The sequence below is a fragment of the Phytobacter diazotrophicus genome (assembly GCF_052061655.1).
GTDB classification, from domain to species: domain Bacteria; phylum Pseudomonadota; class Gammaproteobacteria; order Enterobacterales; family Enterobacteriaceae; genus Phytobacter; species Phytobacter diazotrophicus.
The window spans coordinates 3,874,003-3,891,892 of sequence record NZ_CM125428.1 but is presented as its reverse complement, the minus strand read 5'-3'; the positions used below and the strand labels follow the sequence as shown (position 1 = coordinate 3,891,892).

14 protein-coding genes are annotated in these 17,890 nt (G+C 54.7%); 10 read left to right on the top strand and 4 right to left on the bottom strand.

Going from position 1 to position 17,890, the window contains the following annotated elements; genetic code table 11:
* Positions 1-109: 109 nt before the first annotated feature.
* Positions 110-238 carry a manganase accumulation protein MntS gene (gene mntS, locus ACS0RQ_RS18970; protein WP_039077199.1) on the bottom strand — a complete coding sequence of 43 codons (129 nt, stop codon included), beginning with the start codon at positions 236-238 and terminating at the stop codon, positions 110-112.
* 192 nt (positions 239-430) lie between these two features.
* On the opposite strand from mntS, the gene mntR reads away from it, so the two are divergent.
* From mntR to ACS0RQ_RS18925, 9 genes are all read left to right on the top strand, one after another.
* Positions 431-901 carry a manganese-binding transcriptional regulator MntR gene (mntR, locus tag ACS0RQ_RS18965; RefSeq protein WP_039077198.1) on the top strand — a complete coding sequence of 157 codons (471 nt, stop codon included), beginning with the start codon at positions 431-433 and terminating at the stop codon, positions 899-901.
* Positions 898-2,007: an anion transporter gene (locus ACS0RQ_RS18960; protein WP_271849842.1), complete on the top strand. Its 1,110-nt coding sequence runs from the start codon at positions 898-900 to the stop codon at positions 2,005-2,007. Before mntR ends, ACS0RQ_RS18960 begins: the two co-directional genes overlap by 4 nt.
* A 100-nt stretch (positions 2,008-2,107) precedes the next feature.
* Positions 2,108-3,211, top strand: a complete 1,104-nt coding sequence (locus ACS0RQ_RS18955) for an HlyD family secretion protein (protein WP_103245799.1) — start codon at positions 2,108-2,110, stop codon at positions 3,209-3,211.
* Entirely contained in the window at positions 3,208-4,779 is a 1,572-nt protein-coding gene (locus ACS0RQ_RS18950; protein ID WP_071195617.1) for a DHA2 family efflux MFS transporter permease subunit, read from the top strand. Before ACS0RQ_RS18955 ends, ACS0RQ_RS18950 begins: the two co-directional genes overlap by 4 nt.
* 1 nt (position 4,780) lies before the next feature.
* Positions 4,781-6,304: an efflux transporter outer membrane subunit gene (locus ACS0RQ_RS18945; RefSeq protein WP_271849841.1), complete on the top strand. Its 1,524-nt coding sequence runs from the start codon at positions 4,781-4,783 to the stop codon at positions 6,302-6,304.
* A gap of 103 nt (positions 6,305-6,407) precedes the next feature.
* The gene (locus ACS0RQ_RS18940) at positions 6,408-7,448 is read left to right on the top strand and encodes an aldo/keto reductase (protein WP_271849840.1); all 1,041 of its coding nucleotides are present in this window, start codon (positions 6,408-6,410) and stop codon (positions 7,446-7,448) included.
* A 177-nt stretch (positions 7,449-7,625) separates the two neighbouring features.
* Positions 7,626-9,002, top strand: coding sequence for a glycoside hydrolase family 1 protein (locus tag ACS0RQ_RS18935; RefSeq protein WP_271849839.1), 1,377 nt, complete (start codon positions 7,626-7,628; stop codon positions 9,000-9,002).
* Positions 9,003-9,043: 41 nt separating this feature from the next.
* On the top strand, positions 9,044-10,366 hold the full coding sequence (locus ACS0RQ_RS18930; RefSeq protein ID WP_071195620.1) for a PTS sugar transporter subunit IIC: 1,323 nt from the start codon (positions 9,044-9,046) through the stop codon (positions 10,364-10,366).
* Between the two features lie 15 nt (positions 10,367-10,381).
* Positions 10,382-11,098 (top strand): GntR family transcriptional regulator, encoded by a 717-nt coding sequence (locus tag ACS0RQ_RS18925; RefSeq protein ID WP_039077190.1) that lies wholly within the window; start codon positions 10,382-10,384, stop codon positions 11,096-11,098.
* A gap of 45 nt (positions 11,099-11,143) precedes the next feature.
* Here ACS0RQ_RS18925 and ldtB read toward each other — a convergent pair whose 3' ends face one another.
* Positions 11,144-12,064, bottom strand: coding sequence for a L,D-transpeptidase (ldtB, locus tag ACS0RQ_RS18920; RefSeq protein WP_039077189.1), 921 nt, complete (start codon positions 12,062-12,064; stop codon positions 11,144-11,146).
* 216 nt (positions 12,065-12,280) lie between these two features.
* On the opposite strand from ldtB, the gene ACS0RQ_RS18915 reads away from it, so the two are divergent.
* Positions 12,281-13,873 carry an ABC-F family ATPase gene (locus tag ACS0RQ_RS18915; RefSeq protein ID WP_039077188.1) on the top strand — a complete coding sequence of 531 codons (1,593 nt, stop codon included), beginning with the start codon at positions 12,281-12,283 and terminating at the stop codon, positions 13,871-13,873.
* Between the two features lie 96 nt (positions 13,874-13,969).
* Here the strand turns inward: ACS0RQ_RS18915 and ACS0RQ_RS18910 are convergent, their stop codons facing one another.
* On the bottom strand, positions 13,970-16,333 hold the full coding sequence (locus ACS0RQ_RS18910; protein WP_271849838.1) for a glycoside hydrolase family 31 protein: 2,364 nt from the start codon (positions 16,331-16,333) through the stop codon (positions 13,970-13,972).
* A gap of 15 nt (positions 16,334-16,348) precedes the next feature.
* Positions 16,349-17,653 carry an MFS transporter gene (locus ACS0RQ_RS18905; protein WP_039077185.1) on the bottom strand — a complete coding sequence of 435 codons (1,305 nt, stop codon included), beginning with the start codon at positions 17,651-17,653 and terminating at the stop codon, positions 16,349-16,351.
* Between the last annotated feature and the right edge of the window lie 237 nt (positions 17,654-17,890).

Sequence of the window (17,890 nt, the reverse complement as noted above, 5' to 3'; positions counted from 1 at the left end):
TTGGGAGGGCGGTTGCAAATCAAACAAATAAGTGAAAATTATGTGCGGGCAATCCGATTATAACGGGAGAATGTGACGGAAAAATGAAGCGGCGTACCGCGACGCCGCATTAATGAGAAGTTTTATCGTCTTTCTGTGGCTTGCCGTTAAACATATCACATAGCATGTTCAGCAGCAGCAGACGAACTTTAAACGGGGAGTGAGTAAACACGCTCATGCACCTCTGAAATTCGTTCATATTGACCTCCTTACTGACTTGTTCGCTACCGACCATCCATGCCCGGTTGAACGTATTACATACAGATATAGCACAGGCTATATTTTATAGCTATGGCTAAGACGTTAATTTTTTGTGCTGGTTCACCTATGGTTTACAATGTGCCTTCTCTTATATGATGCGGGTATCGCGTCACCCCCCAGAGGAAGCACAATGAACCGTCGCGCAGGTAAGCAAACAATAAAAAAAGTGACGCTGGTAAATGTTGAAGAGCACGTGGAAGGCTTTCGTCAGGTGCGCGAAGCGCATCGCCGCGAGCTGATCGACGATTATGTTGAATTGATTTCAGATTTAATCCGCGAAGTGGGCGAAGCTCGCCAGGTGGATATGGCCGCGCGGCTGGGTGTCTCTCAGCCAACGGTAGCAAAAATGTTAAAAAGGCTGGCGACAGTAGGCCTGATTGAGCAAATTCCCTGGCGCGGGGTATTTTTGACGCCGGAAGGGGAGAGACTCGCCCAGGCCAGTCGCGAACGCCATCAAATTGTTGAAAGCTTTTTACTGGTGCTGGGTGTGAGCCCGGAGATTGCACGCCGTGACGCGGAAGGAATGGAACACCACGTCAGTGAAGAAACGCTTGAGCGTTTTCGTCTGTTCACTTTGCAACAAGGGTTGCCGTCCGAATGAACCTTCCATTCTTTCGCGCATTGCTGCGCGATCGCTTTTTGCACCTCCTGCTGGTTATTGGTCTGGGTCTCTGTTTTGTTGTTCCTTTTGCGCCTGCCACCTGGCCCGGTGCCATTGACTGGCACACCATTATTACCCTCAGCGGTTTGATGCTGCTGACGAAAGGCGTGGAGCTGAGCGGCTATTTTGATGTGCTGGGGCGTCGTATGGTGCGGCGTTTTCGTACCGAGCGGCAACTGGCCATGTTTATGGTCCTGGCGGCGGCACTCCTTTCCACTTTCCTGACCAATGACGTGGCGCTGTTTATCGTGGTGCCGCTTACCATCACCTTAAAAAAACTGTGCGAAATCCCGGTCAATCGGTTGATCATTTTTGAGGCACTGGCCGTAAACGCGGGTTCGTTGTTAACCCCCATTGGCAACCCGCAAAATATCCTGATTTGGGGACGTTCCGGGATGTCATTCCCGGCCTTTATCTGGCAGATGACCCCCCTGGCGCTGGCGATGATGGTGACGCTGCTGGTGCTGTGCTGGTTCTGTTTTTCCAGTAAGACGCTTAACTACCATAGCGGCGTTAAAAACCCGGACTGGCAACCCAGGCTGGTCTGGAGCTGCCTGGGCTTTTACCTGGTCTTTATCACTGCGCTGGAGCTAAAACAGGAGCTGTGGGGACTGGTGGTGGTGGGCATGGGCTTCTTATTACTCGCAAGACGCGTTGTGCTAAGCGTGGACTGGACGTTGCTGCTAGTGTTTATCGCCATGTTTATCGACGTGCATTTACTGATCCAGTTGCCCGCATTGCACCATTTGCTTGCCAGTACCAGCCAGCTTTCGGCGTCCGGTCTGTGGCTGACGGCGATTGGTCTGTCGCAGTTTATCAGTAATGTGCCCGCAACCATTTTACTGCTCAATTATGTGCCGCCAGACACCCTGCTGGCCTGGGCGGTCAATGTCGGTGGATTTGGCCTGTTGCCCGGCTCACTGGCGAATCTGATTGCGCTGCGTATGGCGAATGACCGTCGCATCTGGTGGCGCTTCCATGTTTATTCCCTTCCCATGCTGCTGTGGGCCGCGCTGGTTGGCTACGGACTATTCCTGGTCAGATAGTGCTGATTTGTCAGTTTATCCTGGCAAATATATAGCGACCGCCTAAGTTTAGTGAACGGCGTAACTGTGACGCCGTTCACTGACAGGACTGTTGCGTACTATGGCAGAACATTCAACCGCCCCTGAGAACGGGCAGGAAACTCAAACAGAAGAGACGCAAAACCGCAAACGCCCCGGTAAAAAGCCCCTCATCATCCTCGGCATTGTGGTGATTGTGATGGTTGTCGTCGCGCTGGTGTGGTGGTTACTGACCCGCAATGAAGAGACGACAGACGATGCGTTCACCGACGGCGATGCGGTCACCATTGCGCCGAAAGTGGCGGGCTACGTCACTGAACTGCGTGTAAAAGATAACCAGCAGGTGAAAAAGGGCGATCTGCTGGTGGTGATTGATCCCCGTGACGCCACGGCGCAGCGCGATCAGGCGCAGGCGCAACTTGGGCTGGCGACGGCGCAGCTCCACCAGGCGCAGGCACAACTGGATTTGTCAAAAGTGCAGTACCCGGCCCAGCGCGACGAAGCGCGGGCGCAGGTGCTGAAGGCGCAGGCGGATTTAGCTAACGCACAGGCTGCCTATAAACGCCAGCGCGGTGTCGATCCTCGCGCCACGACGCAACAAAATATCGACAGCGCCAATGCGCAGTTACGCAGCGCGCAGGCACAACTGGCGAGCGCGCAGGCGCAACTGGAAGTGGCGGATCAGGTGCAGTTGCAGATTCGCCAGCAGGAGACCAATGTCGAGGCCCGTCAGCGTCAGGTGGATCAGGCGAAAGCACAGCTTGAAACCGCCGAGCTGAATCTCTCCTGGACTGAGGTCCGTGCGCCGTTCGACGGGTTTGTCACCAAACGTAATGTGCAAACCGGCACCCTGGTGCAGGCGGGTACGGCGCTGTTTTCGCTGGTCTCACCGCAAATCTGGGTGACGGCGAATTTCAAAGAGTCACAGCTTGAACGCATGCGTCCGGGCAATAAAGTGACGGTGAAGGTCGATGCCTGGCCGGATCTGGAGCTGGAAGGGCACGTTGACAGTATTCAGCAGGGGAGCGGCTCGAAGTTCTCTGCTTTCCCGTCCGAAAACGCTACCGGTAACTTTGTCAAAATCGTCCAGCGTGTACCGGTGAAAATCGTCATTGATAAAGGGTTGGATACGAATCGTCCGCTGCCGCTGGGTCTGTCAGTTGAACCGAAGGTAACCGTGGAATGACAGACGTTAGCCATGAAAACTGGCGACCGGCCAGTAATCCATGGGCCGTCGCCTGGGTGGTGACGCTGGCGGTCTTTATGGAGATCCTTGATACCACCATCGTTAACGTCGCACTGCCGCATGTTGCCGGCTCGCTTTCTGCCAGTTACGACGAATCCACCTGGGTGCTGACCAGTTATCTGGTGGCCAATGGTATCGTGCTGCCCATTTCGGCATTTCTCAGCCGCGTGTTCGGTCGCAAGCAGTTTTTCCTGATTTGCATCGTGATGTTCACGATTTGCTCCTTCTTGTGCGGTATCGCAACGGAACTGTGGCAAATCATTCTTTTTCGCGTGCTGCAGGGCTTTTTTGGCGGCGGCTTACAGCCAACGCAACAGTCGGTGCTGCTGGATTACTTCAAGCCTGAGGATCGCGGCAAAGCGTTTGGCCTCTCTTCGATTGCCATCATTGTTGCCCCCGTAATGGGGCCAACATTGGGCGGCTGGATCACCGATAACTACTCCTGGCGCTGGGTCTTTTTTATCAATATCCCGGTGGGTATTGTCACGGTACTCGCGATTTATCAGCTACTGGAAGATCCGCCGTGGGAGCGTAAGTCGGACAAAAAGTTGACCATCGACTGGCCGGGGATCGGCCTTATCGCCCTCGGACTCGGTTGCCTGCAGGTGATGCTGGACCGTGGGGAAGATGAAGACTGGTTCGCCTCTGATTTTACCCGCATTTTTGCTGTACTGACGGCAGTCGGGATTGTCGGCGCGATTTACTGGCTGTTGTATGCCAAAAAGCCGGTGGTGGATTTGCGCTGCATGGCAGATAAAAACTTTGCTGTCTCCAGTCTGCTGATGGCGGGTATGGCGATGATCCTCTATGGCAGCTCCGTGGTGATCCCACAACTGGCACAGCAAGATCTGGGCTACACCGCTACCTGGTCCGGGCTGGTACTGTCACCGGGCGCGGTACTTATTGTGCTGACTATCCCGCTGGTGCTCAAACTGATGCCCATCGTGCAAACGCGCTGGATTATCGCCTTTGGCTTTTTCTGCCTCGCGGCCTCGTTCTGGTGGTCGCGTACGCTGACGCCGGATATCGATTTTGAAACCCTGATGCTGTTTCGCAGCGCGCAATCGATAGGCCTGGGCTTCCTGTTTGTGCCGCTGACCACCATTGCCTTTATTACCATTCCTCGCCAGCTTAATGCCGATGCGGCCGCGCTGTTCACGATGTTCCGCAATGTCGCGGGATCGGTGGGCATTTCGCTTTCCACGGCGGCGATAACCGAACGGTCGCAGGCGCACAGTGCGCATCTGGCCTATAACATGTCGCCGCTTAATGAACAATTCCAACTGGCGGTGCGCGAATCAGCGCAGGCGATCCGCAATTTCACTGCACTGGTGGGTGACCCGATGAATACCGCGATGGGGCAGATGTATAAAACGATGATCGCGCAGTCGCGTTTTCTGGCCTATATCGACGTGTTCACACTGCTCAGTATTGTCGCACTGTTATTGATTCCTTTTTGTTTACTGCTATCGCCGATTAAGAGCGAAGGCAGCGCAGGAGCACATTAATATGTCCAGGCGTGGTGTTTCACTGACATTTCTCTCTCTTTGGCTGGCAGGCTGTAGTGTGGGTCCGGATTACCAGCAGCCGTCGCCGCAAACCCCAACGCACTGGAACGATCCGGGCGATAAAGCCGTGGCCTCGCAGACCGTGTCGCAGGCGGTTAACCCGCGCTGGTGGACCACCTTTCAGTCACCGCAACTTAATAGCCTGATTGAGCGTGCTATCGCCGGGAATCTCTCGTTGCAACAAACGGTGCTACGTATCGCAGGGGCGCGTGAACAGATTAATCAGGCTGGCGGCGCATTTTTACCGGCGGTCAACGGCAGCGTCAAAGCCACGCGCCAGCAACTGGGGCTGGAAGGGGAGCTGAAATCCCACGATGTTTACGGCCAACTGGATAATGTTGACCCGCAAATCGCCGGGGCGCTGGGGGCATTAACTCAGCCGGTGAACCTCTATCAGGGCAGTTTCGACGCGCAGTGGGAGTTGGATCTGTGGGGTAAAGTGCGCCGTCAGGTTGAAGGGGCGCAGGCGCAGCAGCAGCAGGCGATTGAGCAGCGTAACGATGCGCTGGTGTCGCTGGAGGCGGAAGTGGCGCGTGCGTGGCTGCAACTGCGCGGCGCGCAAAGCGTTATCTCCACTTTGCAGACGCAAATCGAGACGGCGCAGCAAACCTATACCCTGACGGATAACCGCCAGCGTAGTGGGCTGTCGCCGCAAATGGACGTTGAAAATGCCCGGGCCCAGGTGGGTAGCCTGGAAGCGCAACTACCGCAGTATCAGGCCCAGGAGCGTCAGGCCATGAATGCGCTGGCGATTTTGCTCGGCAAACCGCCAGGTGCGCTGGATAGCGAACTCAGGAATGTGCAGCCATTGCCGAAGCTGCCTGCGCTGGTCTCAACCGGCATTCCGTCGACGCTTGCCCGCAGACGCCCGGATATTCGTGAGGCAGAGGCGTCATTACACGCCGCGACGGCGCAAATTGGCGTCTCTGTCGCGCAGCTTTTCCCGAGCCTGACGCTGAGCGGGCAGTTTGGCTTGCGTAACAGTGAGACCGACTGGCTCACCGACTGGAGCAGCCATTTCTACAGTTTCGGCCCGCAGATTTCTATCCCTATTTTTCAGGGCGGGCGGCTGGTCTCCAGCGTGAAACTGGCCCGCGCGCAGCAGGGGGCGGCGGTGCTCAATTACCGCCAGACGGTGCTGGAAGCGCTGGGGGATGTGGAAAATGCGCTGGTCAGCTATCGCGCCGATCAGCAGCGCGAGGCCGGTCTGGATAAAACCCTTGATGCGCTGCATAACGCCTTTACGCTGGCCAGCGACAGTTACCGGCAAGGTATTGCCAGCTTTATCGATGTGCTTGATGCCCAACGTCAACTGGCGCAGGCGGAGCAGCAGCGTGCGCAGGCGCGGGTGCAGAGCAGTCTGGATTTAGTGGCGCTGTATAAAGCGCTTGGCGGCGGCTGGGAGCCTTATCAGCAGGTGCGTTTGCCGGAATATTCTGTCTTTGGCGATGCCCCGCGCGGATAAGGTTTAGAGGATTGGGCAAGAAACAGACAGGATCGCCACATTCCACAGCACGCCGTATTGCGTATAACTATCTGCGTCAACTAACAGTGTGAGGAGACGCCAAATGCGTTATCAAAAACTCGGCAATACCGGTCTGTTTGTTTCTGAACTGTGCCTCGGCACCATGACGTTCGGTGGTGAGGGCGGCATGTGGGGCAAAATTGGGCAACTGGATCAGGCGCAGGCGGACAAGCTGGTCGGCAGCGCGCTGGACGCAGGCATCAACTTTATCGATACCGCTAACGTCTATTCCGAAGGTCGCTCCGAGCAAATCACCGGCCAGGCACTGAAAAACCTCAAGGTGCCGCGTGAAAATGTGGTGGTGGCGACCAAAGTGTTCGGCGAAACCGGCACGGCGGGGGTGAACTCGCGCGGCAGTTCCCGCTATCACATTATTGGCAGCGTGAAAGAGAGCCTGAAACGGATGCAGCTCGATCATATCGATCTCTATCAGTTGCACGGCTTTGACCCGGCGACGCCGATGGAAGAGATGCTCTACGCGCTGGATAACCTCGTACAACACGGGCATGTCCGCTATATCGGCGTATCCAACTGGGCGGCGTGGCAGATTGCCAAAGCACTGGGCATATCTGAACGGCTCGGGCTGGCGCGTTTCGCGTCCTTGCAGGCCTATTACACTATCGCCGGGCGTGACCTGGAGCGTGAACTGGCGCCGATGTTGCAAAGCGAAAATGTCGGCCTGATGGTCTGGAGCCCGCTGGCGGGCGGCCTGCTTAGCGGTAAATACAGCCGCGATGGCAAGGGCGAAGAGGGCAGTCGTCGTCTGGAGTTTGACTTCCCGCCGGTGAACAAAGACCGCGCGTTTGACTGCATCGACGTGATGCGCGTTATCGCCGAGGCAAAAGGTGTTTCTGTCGCACAGATAGCGCTGGCCTGGCTGCTGCATCAGCCGGTAGTAAGCAGCGTGATCATCGGCGCTAAACGCCCGGATCAGCTTGAGGACAATATCGCCGCGACCCATATTCGCTTAACGGAAGAAGAGCTGCGCCAGCTTGATGCAGTGAGTGCGTTGCCACGCGAATATCCCGGCTGGATGCTCGAACGCCAGGGTGAATATCGTCGTAACCAGTTAGCCCACAAGTAACCCCGCATTTTGATTTTTCCCCGGCGGCATGTCGCTGACCGGGGATTTTTCTTCCCACCTAATTTCTCAATCCCGCTCACAAAAACGATCCTTTCGTTTTGCCTGACTTTTCACCTTTGACTATATGACTAGTCATATACACGAAATGACTAGTCATAAGATGAGGGAGATGTCCAGATGAGTAAAACGCTGCCGCCAGGCTTTTTATGGGGAAATTCCGTTTCCAGTATGCAGACTGAAGGGGCATGGAATGAAGGTGGAAAGGGGCCATCGGTTTACGACATTCGCGAAGCCAGCGAGTTTGCTTCCGACTGGAAAGTCGCGACCGATTCCTACCATCGGTATCAGGAAGATTTTGATTACATGCGCGATTTGGGCATGAATTGCTACCGCTTTCAGATATCCTGGAGCCGTGTCTGCCCGGACGGTGACGGCGCGTTCAACGAGGAAGGTATCGCCTTCTACGATCGCTTTATCAACGATCTACTCGCTCACGGCATCGAACCGATGATCTGCCTGTACCACTTCGATATGCCGCTGGCGCTGGCGGAAAAATACAATGGTTTTACCGATCGTCACGTGCTGGACGCGTTTGTTCGTTATGGGCAGAAGATGATCGACTGCTTTGGCGATCGCGTAACCTGGTGGCTGACGTTTAACGAGCAGAATATCTACCATATGCCGGAAGCGTTTCGGGTTAGCGGCTATTTTCATGGCGACAAAACGTTGCGCGAGCTGTATCAAATTCAGCATCACGTGATGATGGCCCACGTACAGCTAACCCAGTACCTGCATGAGACTAAACCCGGCAAACTGATGGGCGGTATGCTGGCCCATCAGCTTGTCTATCCTGCGACCTGTAAACCGCGCGATGTCTTTTGTGCCCAGCAATATGACGAGTTTCTCAACCAGAATCTCCTGCGGGTGTTTGCCGGCCAGGGCTATAGCCCGGCGGTGATGGCGGTGGTTGAGCGCGAAGGCTTTAGCGATATCTATCGTGCTGAGGATCTGGCGCTCATTGCCCGTGTAAAAAGCGACTATATGGCGTTTAGCTATTACGCCAGCAAGGCGCTTAACAGCGATGCGATCGCACCAGACGCGCCGGTGAACTATTACCTGCAACAGGGCGATGTGCCTAATCCGTATCTGCACGCTACCGAATGGAACTGGCAAATCGACCCCCTCGGTTTTCGCGCCATTATCACCCGCTACTACAACGACTGGCGCTTGCCGGTTTTCCCTATTGAAAACGGTATCGGCGTGATTGAAACCTGGGACGGAGTGAATCCTGTTAATGACGATTACCGCATTGCCTATCACCGTGACCACCTGCAGGCGATGAAAGACGCCATGTTTGAAGATGGCGCGCAGGTGGCGGGCTATCTCGGCTGGGGGCTTATCGACATTCTCAGCTCACAGGGTGATATGCGTAAGCGTTATGGCGTGGTCTACGTCAATCGTGAAAACCATGACCTTAAAGATCTAAAACGCGTGCCGAAACGGAGCTACGCCTGGTTAAAACAGGTGATACACAGCAACGGCCGCGAACTGTAAACAGCAGCGTACCGTTTGATGCCGAACGAAGGGAGACCATGATGCCTGAAACAAAAACAACAGCGAACATGCAGTCTTTTGTGGATAAGTTCGTCGATTTTTCCGCTCGCCTGGCCAACCAGGTTCATCTGCGTTCCTTAAGGGACGCCTTTGCCGCCGTGATGCCGATTTTTATCCTTGCCGGCCTGGCGGTTCTGGTCAATAACGTGGTGTTCCCGTGGATCCTGGAGGGCGAGACGTTAGTGCGCTTCAAGGTCTGGGGGGAAGCGGTCATCAACGGTACGTTGAACATTGCAGCACTATTGATTGCCCCCATGACCGCCTGGTCGCTGGCGCGCAATCGCAACTTTGATAACCCGGTTTCGGCGGTGGTTATCGCGCTCTCCAGCTACATTATGATGATGCCGATGCATCTGGAGGTGGTGCCGGACGGGGCGAAAGCGACCGTTACCGTCAGCCAGATGCTCTCTTTTGCCAATATCGGCTCCACCGGCATTTTCGCCGGGGTGATTATCGGTTTACTGTCGACGGAGTTGTTTATCCGCATCGCCAGCATCGAAAAGCTGAATATTTCACTGGGTGAAAATGTACCACCGGCGGTGGGTAAATCCTTTTCCGCTCTGATTCCGACCATAATCACCCTGTCGACGTTTGCGGTGATCGCCGCCGTACTGGCTAATGTACTGCATACCGATTTAATTCATCTGATCACTACGCTTATCCAGCAACCGCTGCGGCTGATTAACACCAGCCTGCCAGGAACCATTTTTATTTATAGCTTCGGCAACTTCCTGTTTACCCTGGGGATTCATCAGTCGGTGGTAAATGGGGTGATTCTGGAACCGTTCCTGCTTATCAACACCAATGAGAATATGCTGGCCTTTGCTAATGGTCAGCCGATTCCACATATTATCAATAATATCTTTGTGCCGACCTTCGGCATGATTGGCGGGACGGGCAGTACGATTTCCCTGTTGCTGGCAATATTCATTTTCTCGCGTCAGAAATCAGCGAAACAGGTGGCGCGGCTGTCGATTTCGCCGGGCCTGTTTAATATAAACGAACCGGTTATCTTCGGTCTGCCGATTGTTTTTAACCTGCCGCTGATGATCCCCTTTGTTTTGCTGCCCGCCATCGGCATTTACTTTGCCTGGCTGTGTACCACGCTGGGGTGGATGTCGCGTTGTGTGGTGATGATCCCGTGGACGACACCACCCATTTTAAGCGCCTGGCTGGCGACCGCGGGAGACTGGCGGGCGGTGGTGGTTCAGTTGATAATCATCATCTTTGGTGTATTCTTCTACCTGCCTTTCCTCAAAATAGCCGAGAGAGTGGCCTTAAGAAACAATGGGATAGCTGAATAACAAGAAGGAAAGGCAATGGCGTCGAAATACATTTCTATTGCGCGCGAAATTAAACAACGGATCCTGAGTCAGCAGTACTCGTCCAATGAGCCATTGCCCGATCAGTTTGCCCTTGCGGCTGAATTCAATACCAGCCGCATGACCATCCAGCAGGCGATGCGTCAGTTGATTGTCGAAGGGCTGGTCTATACCCGTAAAGGATTGGGCACCTTTGTACGCAAGAATTTTATGCAACTCTCCCGCTGGGATTTACCGGGCAGCGACTATTACGGTGCGACTAAGACCTGGGAAAACGTTGGCCAGGTCACCAGTAAAATCATCAAATTCGAGCTGCGTTTCCCGACGGAAAAAGAGCAGGACTCGCTACTGCTGGGGCCAGACGAGCCGGTCTACGACTTTAATCGCTTACGCCTGCTGGAAGGGGAGCCGGTGTCGCTGGAATTTACCCTGATGCCGGTAAACCTGGTGCCGGGGCTTAACCGTGGACATCTGGAAAGTTCGGTGTTTCGCTATGTGCAGGACGATCTGGCGCTCAAGATTATGGGGTCTTATCGCATCGTGCGCGCGCTGAAACCTGGCGTTGAGGACCGTGAATATCTGAACTGTGACGAGACGGACCCGGTGCTGGAAGTGGAGCAGGTGATTTATCTGGAGGACGGCACGCCGCTGGAGTATGCCCATTGCCGTTACCGCTACGATCATGGCGGCATCATTGTGGTGAATAACGGATAAAAAAAAGCGGGTTTTAAACCCGCTTTTTTCATGCTTGCGCAAGGATCAGTTCACACGAACCGGCATACCGGAGCGGTTCTGGATTGCCTGGTCTACGATGTTCTGGTCAACGTCAGACTGGCTGGTAACGCTCTGTACACTCTTGGTCAGCGCGATCGGCACGATTTCACCGCCGTTGAACTGCGCTTCGGTGGTGGACAGCGGGTTATGTACTTCGATGTAGCGGCTGCCATCCGGCTCGGTAGTGGCTTTTACCGGCTCATCAATAAACTGTACGCGCGTGCCGACCGGTACGTTTTCGAACAGGAATTTGATGTCGTCGTTACGCAGACGCACACAACCGTGGCTTACGCGCAGACCGATACCGAAGTTGGCGTTGGTCCCGTGGATCGCATACAGGCGACCAATGTACAGTGCGTACAGACCCATCGGGTTATCCGGACCCGCCGGGACGACTGGCGGCAGCGGTTGACCTGCGGCGGCATATTCAGCGTGCATTTTCGCCGTCGGGGTCCAGGTCGGACCGGCTTTCTTACGTTCTACTTTAGTGGTCCAGGCAATCGGGGTGTCTTTACCCAACTGGCCGATACCGATCGGCAGAACGATAACGGTTTTGGTCCCTGCCGGGTAATAGTACAAACGCATTTCGGCGCTGTTGATAACGATACCTTCATGGACGGTATCCGGCAGAATAAGCTGCTGAGGCACGTTCATCACCGTACCGCCTTTCGGCAGATAGGCATCAATACCCGGGTTCGCTTCCAGCATATTGGAAAGACCCATCTGATATTGCGCGGCAAAGTACTCCAGCGGCTGGCTGTTGTTCTCTGGGATGGTTACGACCTGGTTTTGACCGATCACTCGGCTGCCATCGGTCGGAAGCGGATAAGTTACAGCAGACGCGGTTTTGCAAAAGCCCACGACGGCAAACGCCGCCGCTAAAAGCGTTGTTAATTTCATATTCATGGTGTGCGAGATTCGTGCCACAGGCCGTTAGGTTAATGGTTCTTTCTAATAGATGGGAGCGCATTATATGTGCATTCCCGCGCACAGGGAATTGAGATGTGTACGAAATCACACTTTTTTCCCGTTGGTTTCATTTTAGCCCTTCGTTTCCGGGCAGGAATCTAATTCGGAATTGTGGCATAATAGGGTGTTTGTCACACATTTCAGGATAATTCCGTGTTAGTCACCAGCAACGTCACCATGCAGTTCGGCAGCAAGCCGCTGTTTGAAAACATTTCCGTCAAATTTGGCGGCGGCAACCGTTACGGCCTGATCGGCGCCAACGGGAGCGGTAAATCCACCTTTATGAAAATCCTCGGCGGCGATTTAGAGCCGACGCTGGGGAATGTCTCCCTCGATCCGAATGAACGCATCGGTAAGCTGCGTCAGGATCAGTTCGCCTTCGAAGAGTTCACCGTCCTCGACACCGTGATCATGGGTCATGGTGAGCTGTGGGAAGTGAAGCAGGAGCGCGACCGTATCTACGGTCTGGCCGAAATGAGCGAAGAGGACGGGTACAAAGTCGCCGATCTCGAAACGCAATATGGCGAGATGGACGGTTACTCCGCCGAGGCGCGCGCAGGCGAACTGCTGCTCGGCGTCGGGATCCCGGTTGAGCAACATTACGGTCCGATGAGCGAAGTGGCTCCCGGCTGGAAACTGCGTGTCCTGTTGGCACAGGCACTGTTTTCCAATCCGGACATCCTGCTGCTCGACGAACCGACGAACAACCTGGACATCGATACTATTCGCTGGCTGGAGCAGGTGCTGAACGAACGTAACAGCACCATGATCATCATTTCGCATGACCGTCACTTCCTGAATATGGTCTGCACCCATATGGCTGACCTGGATTACGGCGAGCTGCGCGTTTATCCGGGCAACTACGACGAATATATGACGGCGGCAACCCAGGCGCGCGAACGTCTGCTGGCGGATAACGCCAAGAAGAAAGCGCAAATTGCCGATCTGCAGTCGTTTGTTAGCCGCTTTAGCGCTAACGCCTCTAAATCTCGCCAGGCTACATCACGCGCGCGCCAGATTGATAAAATCAAACTGGAAGAGGTTAAAGCCTCCAGCCGTCAGAACCCGTTCATCCGTTTCGAGCAGGACAAGAAACTGTTCCGTAACGCGCTGGAAGTGGAAGCCCTCGCTAAAGGGTTTGATGAAGGCCCGCTGTTTAAAGGCGTTAACCTGCTGCTGGAAGTGGGGGAGAAGCTCGCGATCCTCGGTGCGAACGGCGTGGGTAAATCCACCATGCTGAAAACGCTGGTGGGTGAACTGGAAGCGGACAAGGGCACCGTGAAATGGTCGGAAAATGCGCAGATTGGTTATTACGCGCAGGACCACGAATACGAGTTCGAAAACGACCTCACCGTGTTTGACTGGATGAGCCAGTGGAAACAAGAGGGCGATGATGAGCAAGCGGTACGCAGCATTCTGGGGCGTCTGCTGTTCAGCCAGGATGACATCAAAAAGCCCGCGAAGGTGCTGTCCGGTGGTGAGAAAGGCCGCATGCTGTTCGGCAAGCTGATGATGGAAAAACCCAATATTCTGGTGATGGACGAACCAACCAACCACCTGGATATGGAATCTATCGAATCGCTGAACATGGCGCTGGAGATGTATCAGGGCACGCTGATTTTCGTCTCTCACGACCGTGAATTTGTGAGCTCGCTGGCGACCCGAGTCATCGAAATTACGCCGGAGAAAGTCATCGACTTTACGGGCAATTACGAAGATTATCTGCGTAGTAAAGGCATCGAGTAAGCCAATAACCCCTCCCCCCATAGGGTGCGGAATCCCCACAAAAATGCGAGCACGAACGGTCCCCTCTCCCTTTTGGGAGAGGGCCGGATGAGGGGACTACAGCACCCACTCGCTCCGCGCTTCGCCGTTGATCAGAAGCTTACGTCCTTCGCCTGCCGGTAACGATACCTTAAGCGACGGCCATGCCGGACGGTAATCACCGGTTGCGGCGATCGTCAGATTAATAGAGTCCGCGTCGCAGGCCATTGTCCATTCCAGCCACAGGGCATTCCCGTTCTGATAACCCCAGCTCTCACCGTCATCTTCAAACAGCAACCCGTCTGAGTGCCCCGTTCCTTTCACCGGGAACAGTTTCAGCTCACGGGTATCATCCGCCGTCGCGCTAACATGCCTGATTCGCGCGCTGAGCGGCAATCCCGCCCCGGCGCGGACCAGCAATGGCAGTTTTTCCAGCGGCGCGTCGCGTACAATCCACTGCCCGCCACAGAACCACTCGTGAGTGTAAAAATCATACCAGCCGGTCTCGTTCGTAGGCAGCCAGACACGGCGTTCGCGCTGACCTTCTTCGACCACGCTGGCCACCAGAATATCGCGGCCCAGCAGGAAATCGTCACACTCTTCAAACGTCTGCGTGTCATGCTCGTGATCGAGGAAAGTCGGGCGCAGCATCGGTTCATCATCCGCATGCGCCTGCCACAACAGGGTATAAAAATAGGGCAACAGACGGTAACGCAGTTCGATGGCGCTACGAATGGCCGGCGTCACCCCCGGATACATCCACGGCTCATTCACCGTATGATCGTCATTCCATGAATGGATGGTGAAACGAGGGTGCATCACGCCGTTTTGTACCCAGCGAACAAACAGTTCAGCATCCGGTTTATCCCCGGAGAAGCCGCCCACATCGTGCCCCACGTTATACAGTCCGGACAGACTCATCCCGAGCCCCATTCGCGTGTTAAAGCGCAGCGTATCCCAGTTGGTCCGGTTATCACCGCTCCAGGTTTGTACGTAGCGTTGCATCCCGGCGCAGCCGGAGCGGGAGATCAGGTACGGACGTTTATCCGGGGCGAATCGTTGCTGTGCTTCCAGCGAGGCGCGCATCATCAGCAGCGGCATCACAGGGCGAATATGTTTGATGGCAATCTCGCGGCCAAAACCGTAGCAGCGGGCTTCGCCGTCCCACACTTCAAACTCGTTGTTATCGTTCCACGTAGAGTCGATGCCCATCTCCAGCAGTTGCGTGGTTACGCCTTGCTGCCACCATTTGACGGTCTGCGGATTCGTAAAGTCGAGGTGCGACCCTTCATCGTCCCAGAAGCTTGAACGTTCTGGCGCATCCTTTTCTGAATCGCGAATAAACAGCCCTTTCTCTGCCACTTCGTTATAGCGTGGATGGTCCTGCAGCAGGCACGGCTTGATATTGGCCGCCAGTTTCAGGCCCGCATCGTGGAAGGCCTGGCTCATGACTTTTGGCTGCGGCACCTTGTCGTAGTTCCAGTTAAAGACGTAGCGCTTGCCATTAATGGAGGTATAGCCCGAAGAGAGCTGGAACGAATCACAGGGAATCGCATGTTCAGAACACAGGCGAATAAAGTTCATTAGCTGGTTTTGCGCATCCGGCGCATCGGTGTAATGCATAGTGGATCCGCTGTAGCCCAGACTCCACTTCGGCCCAAACAGGGTTTTCCCGGTCAGGCGGACAAACGCTTTGGTGACATCCAGCGCCCGTGCACCGGTAAACAGGTAGTAATCGATATCGCCCGCTTCGGCCTGCCAGCGGCGATAGGCGGTATGGTAATTATCGATTTCATTACCCAAATCCAGCCAGCAACTGCTCAGGTTGTCATAAAACAGACCGTAGCTGATGTCGTCCCGGCGGGTGAGGGTAAACGGAATATGTTTGTAGAGAGGATCGGTACTGACCGCGTTATAGCCCATCGCGTCCAGATTGCGCATTTCATAACGTTTGCCGTTACGCTGCAAATTACCTGCTTTCTCGCCCAGACCATAAAACCGCTCATCTTGTTTACGGCTCAGATAATGCGCCACACCATCGCCATGCGCATTGAGTTGGTAGGCGCTGGTAGGACGATCGCCTGCCAGCCATTGCCACTCCCCGGCCTCATTACGATAGTGCCATTCCAGCCACAGCGGCTGGTGCACGGTAACCCGTAACGCTTCGGTGGCGAGAACCAACTGCTGATCGTGTTGCTCAAGCGTCCAGTCCGGGCAGCTAAAGCCGCTGATATCTTCACGGTGACGGCCTTCCCATGGCACATCCTGCGTGGGGGCAATACTCCAGGTTCTGTCCAGCGCCAGTTCACCTTTACGTTTTAACAGCACGCGGAACAGCGTTTTTTCCAGCACATACAGGCACAGCGTATGTTGCCCATCCACCAACAGTTCAATATGGTGAGCCGCCTGTTTTTGTAAGGTCCAGTTTTTCAACGTTTTCATATCAGACATCCATTATCAGACGCGTTTTGCGCGACGTTCAGCAATAAATGACACCAGGAAAATGGCCCCAATCAGGTCAAAAAAGCCCATTGCGATAAACAGCGGATTGAAACCTATTTTGTCAGCGGTAACGCCAATCAGCAGAGAGAAGAGGAAACTGGCGATCCATGCCGCCGAGCCGCGCATACCGTTAACGGTAGCCATCTGGCCCTTATCAAAGGATTCCACCACCAGCGCGCTCAGCATGCAGGAGATGATCTGGTGGCCGAAACCACCGATGGAGATCAGCACGATAGTGATATAGGGATCGCGGGTGATTGCGACGATGCCCAGCGAGATCATCAGAAACGCACCGGTGACGGAGCTTGCCACCACCGAGTTAACCCGAGAGCAGCCGAACCAGCGGGTATACAGTTTGGTGAGATAGCCGCTTGCCACGCTGCCCAGATCGGCGGCAAGGAAGGGGAGCCAGGCAAACATAGCGATTTGCTTAAGGTCCATCCCATGCTCTTTCGCCAGATACAGGGGTACCCAAAAGCTCAGCACGGCCCAGGCGGGTTCCGCCATAAACGCCGGGATGGCGATACCGTAAAAGCGTTTGTTTTTGGCGACGGTTTTCAGCGCGGAAAAGAAGGGCAGTTTGACCGCAGGCGCCTCGTTGTCCTGCTTGATATAGGCCAGTTCCTCTTTGCTCAGGTTCGGGTGTTTTTCCGGGTTATAGTAAAACGCCCACCACAGCAGCACCCACACCAGCGCCAGAACACCGGTAAACATAAACGCGCCCTGCCAGCCAAAAGAGGCATGGGCAAAATAGATAATTGGCGGTGCCAGCATGGCGCCAATCGAGAAACCAACGCCAGCCCAACCTGCGGCAACCGGGCGCTCAGATTTCGGGAACCACTCGCCCAGGGTTTTGGCATTCGCTGGCGTGGCGGCCGCTTCGGATGCCCCCATCGTGAAACGCAAAATAGCCAGTTGCAACCAACTGCTCGCACCAGCGTGGAAAATACAGGCCAGCGCCCAGATGATGGCACAGACCATAAAGCCCACTTTCAGGCCAATCACGTCAATCAACCAACCGCATAATGGCTGGAAAACGGTATAGGCTAACTGAAAAGCGCCCACAATCCATGAGTACTGCTCGGTCGTAATGCCCATACTGGTTTTCAGTTCGGGGGCAAGAATACCGAGTGAGTTACGGGTGATGTAGTTCACCGTGACGCCCAGTAAAAACAGGACCAGCACCCACCAGCGTAAGTTTTTGACTATCCGGCGGCTTTTGCTTGCCACCACTTCATTATTATTGATTCCCTGGCTCATTTTTTTCTCCACGCACCGTTCTGTAGGGAAGTCGTTGCGGGCCATTCGAAATTTGTTATACCGATCTGGACCGCATAGGGATTTTTTTCTGCTTCAGCCTGAAATACGCCGACAACTAGTATGGAAGTTGTACGACATGTTTACGTTAGGGGAGAAAAAAGGTCAGCCATAGTGGATTTTGTGCAAAGATTCTCATCAATTCGCCAAAGAAAAGGGCACTATGCTTTCCAGGTCAGT

What these genes read in the sequence shown, in the direction of transcription:
- ACS0RQ_RS18935 (WP_271849839.1), top strand. Translation starts at nt 7,626, where the DNA reads ATGAGTAAAACGCTGCCGCCAGGCTTTTTATGGGGAAATTCCGTTTCC.
- ACS0RQ_RS18950 (WP_071195617.1), top strand. Translation starts at nt 3,208, where the DNA reads ATGACAGACGTTAGCCATGAAAACTGGCGACCGGCCAGTAATCCATGG.
- ACS0RQ_RS18930 (WP_071195620.1), top strand. Translation starts at nt 9,044, where the DNA reads ATGCCTGAAACAAAAACAACAGCGAACATGCAGTCTTTTGTGGATAAG.
- ACS0RQ_RS18910 (WP_271849838.1), bottom strand. Translation starts at nt 16,333, where the DNA reads ATGAAAACGTTGAAAAACTGGACCTTACAAAAACAGGCGGCTCACCAT.
- ACS0RQ_RS18940 (WP_271849840.1), top strand. Translation starts at nt 6,408, where the DNA reads ATGCGTTATCAAAAACTCGGCAATACCGGTCTGTTTGTTTCTGAACTG.
- ACS0RQ_RS18905 (WP_039077185.1), bottom strand. Translation starts at nt 17,653, where the DNA reads ATGAGCCAGGGAATCAATAATAATGAAGTGGTGGCAAGCAAAAGCCGC.
- ldtB (WP_039077189.1), bottom strand. Translation starts at nt 12,064, where the DNA reads ATGAATATGAAATTAACAACGCTTTTAGCGGCGGCGTTTGCCGTCGTG.
- mntR (WP_039077198.1), top strand. Translation starts at nt 431, where the DNA reads ATGAACCGTCGCGCAGGTAAGCAAACAATAAAAAAAGTGACGCTGGTA.
- ACS0RQ_RS18960 (WP_271849842.1), top strand. Translation starts at nt 898, where the DNA reads ATGAACCTTCCATTCTTTCGCGCATTGCTGCGCGATCGCTTTTTGCAC.
- ACS0RQ_RS18955 (WP_103245799.1), top strand. Translation starts at nt 2,108, where the DNA reads ATGGCAGAACATTCAACCGCCCCTGAGAACGGGCAGGAAACTCAAACA.
- ACS0RQ_RS18945 (WP_271849841.1), top strand. Translation starts at nt 4,781, where the DNA reads ATGTCCAGGCGTGGTGTTTCACTGACATTTCTCTCTCTTTGGCTGGCA.
- ACS0RQ_RS18925 (WP_039077190.1), top strand. Translation starts at nt 10,382, where the DNA reads ATGGCGTCGAAATACATTTCTATTGCGCGCGAAATTAAACAACGGATC.
- mntS (WP_039077199.1), bottom strand. Translation starts at nt 238, where the DNA reads ATGAACGAATTTCAGAGGTGCATGAGCGTGTTTACTCACTCCCCGTTT.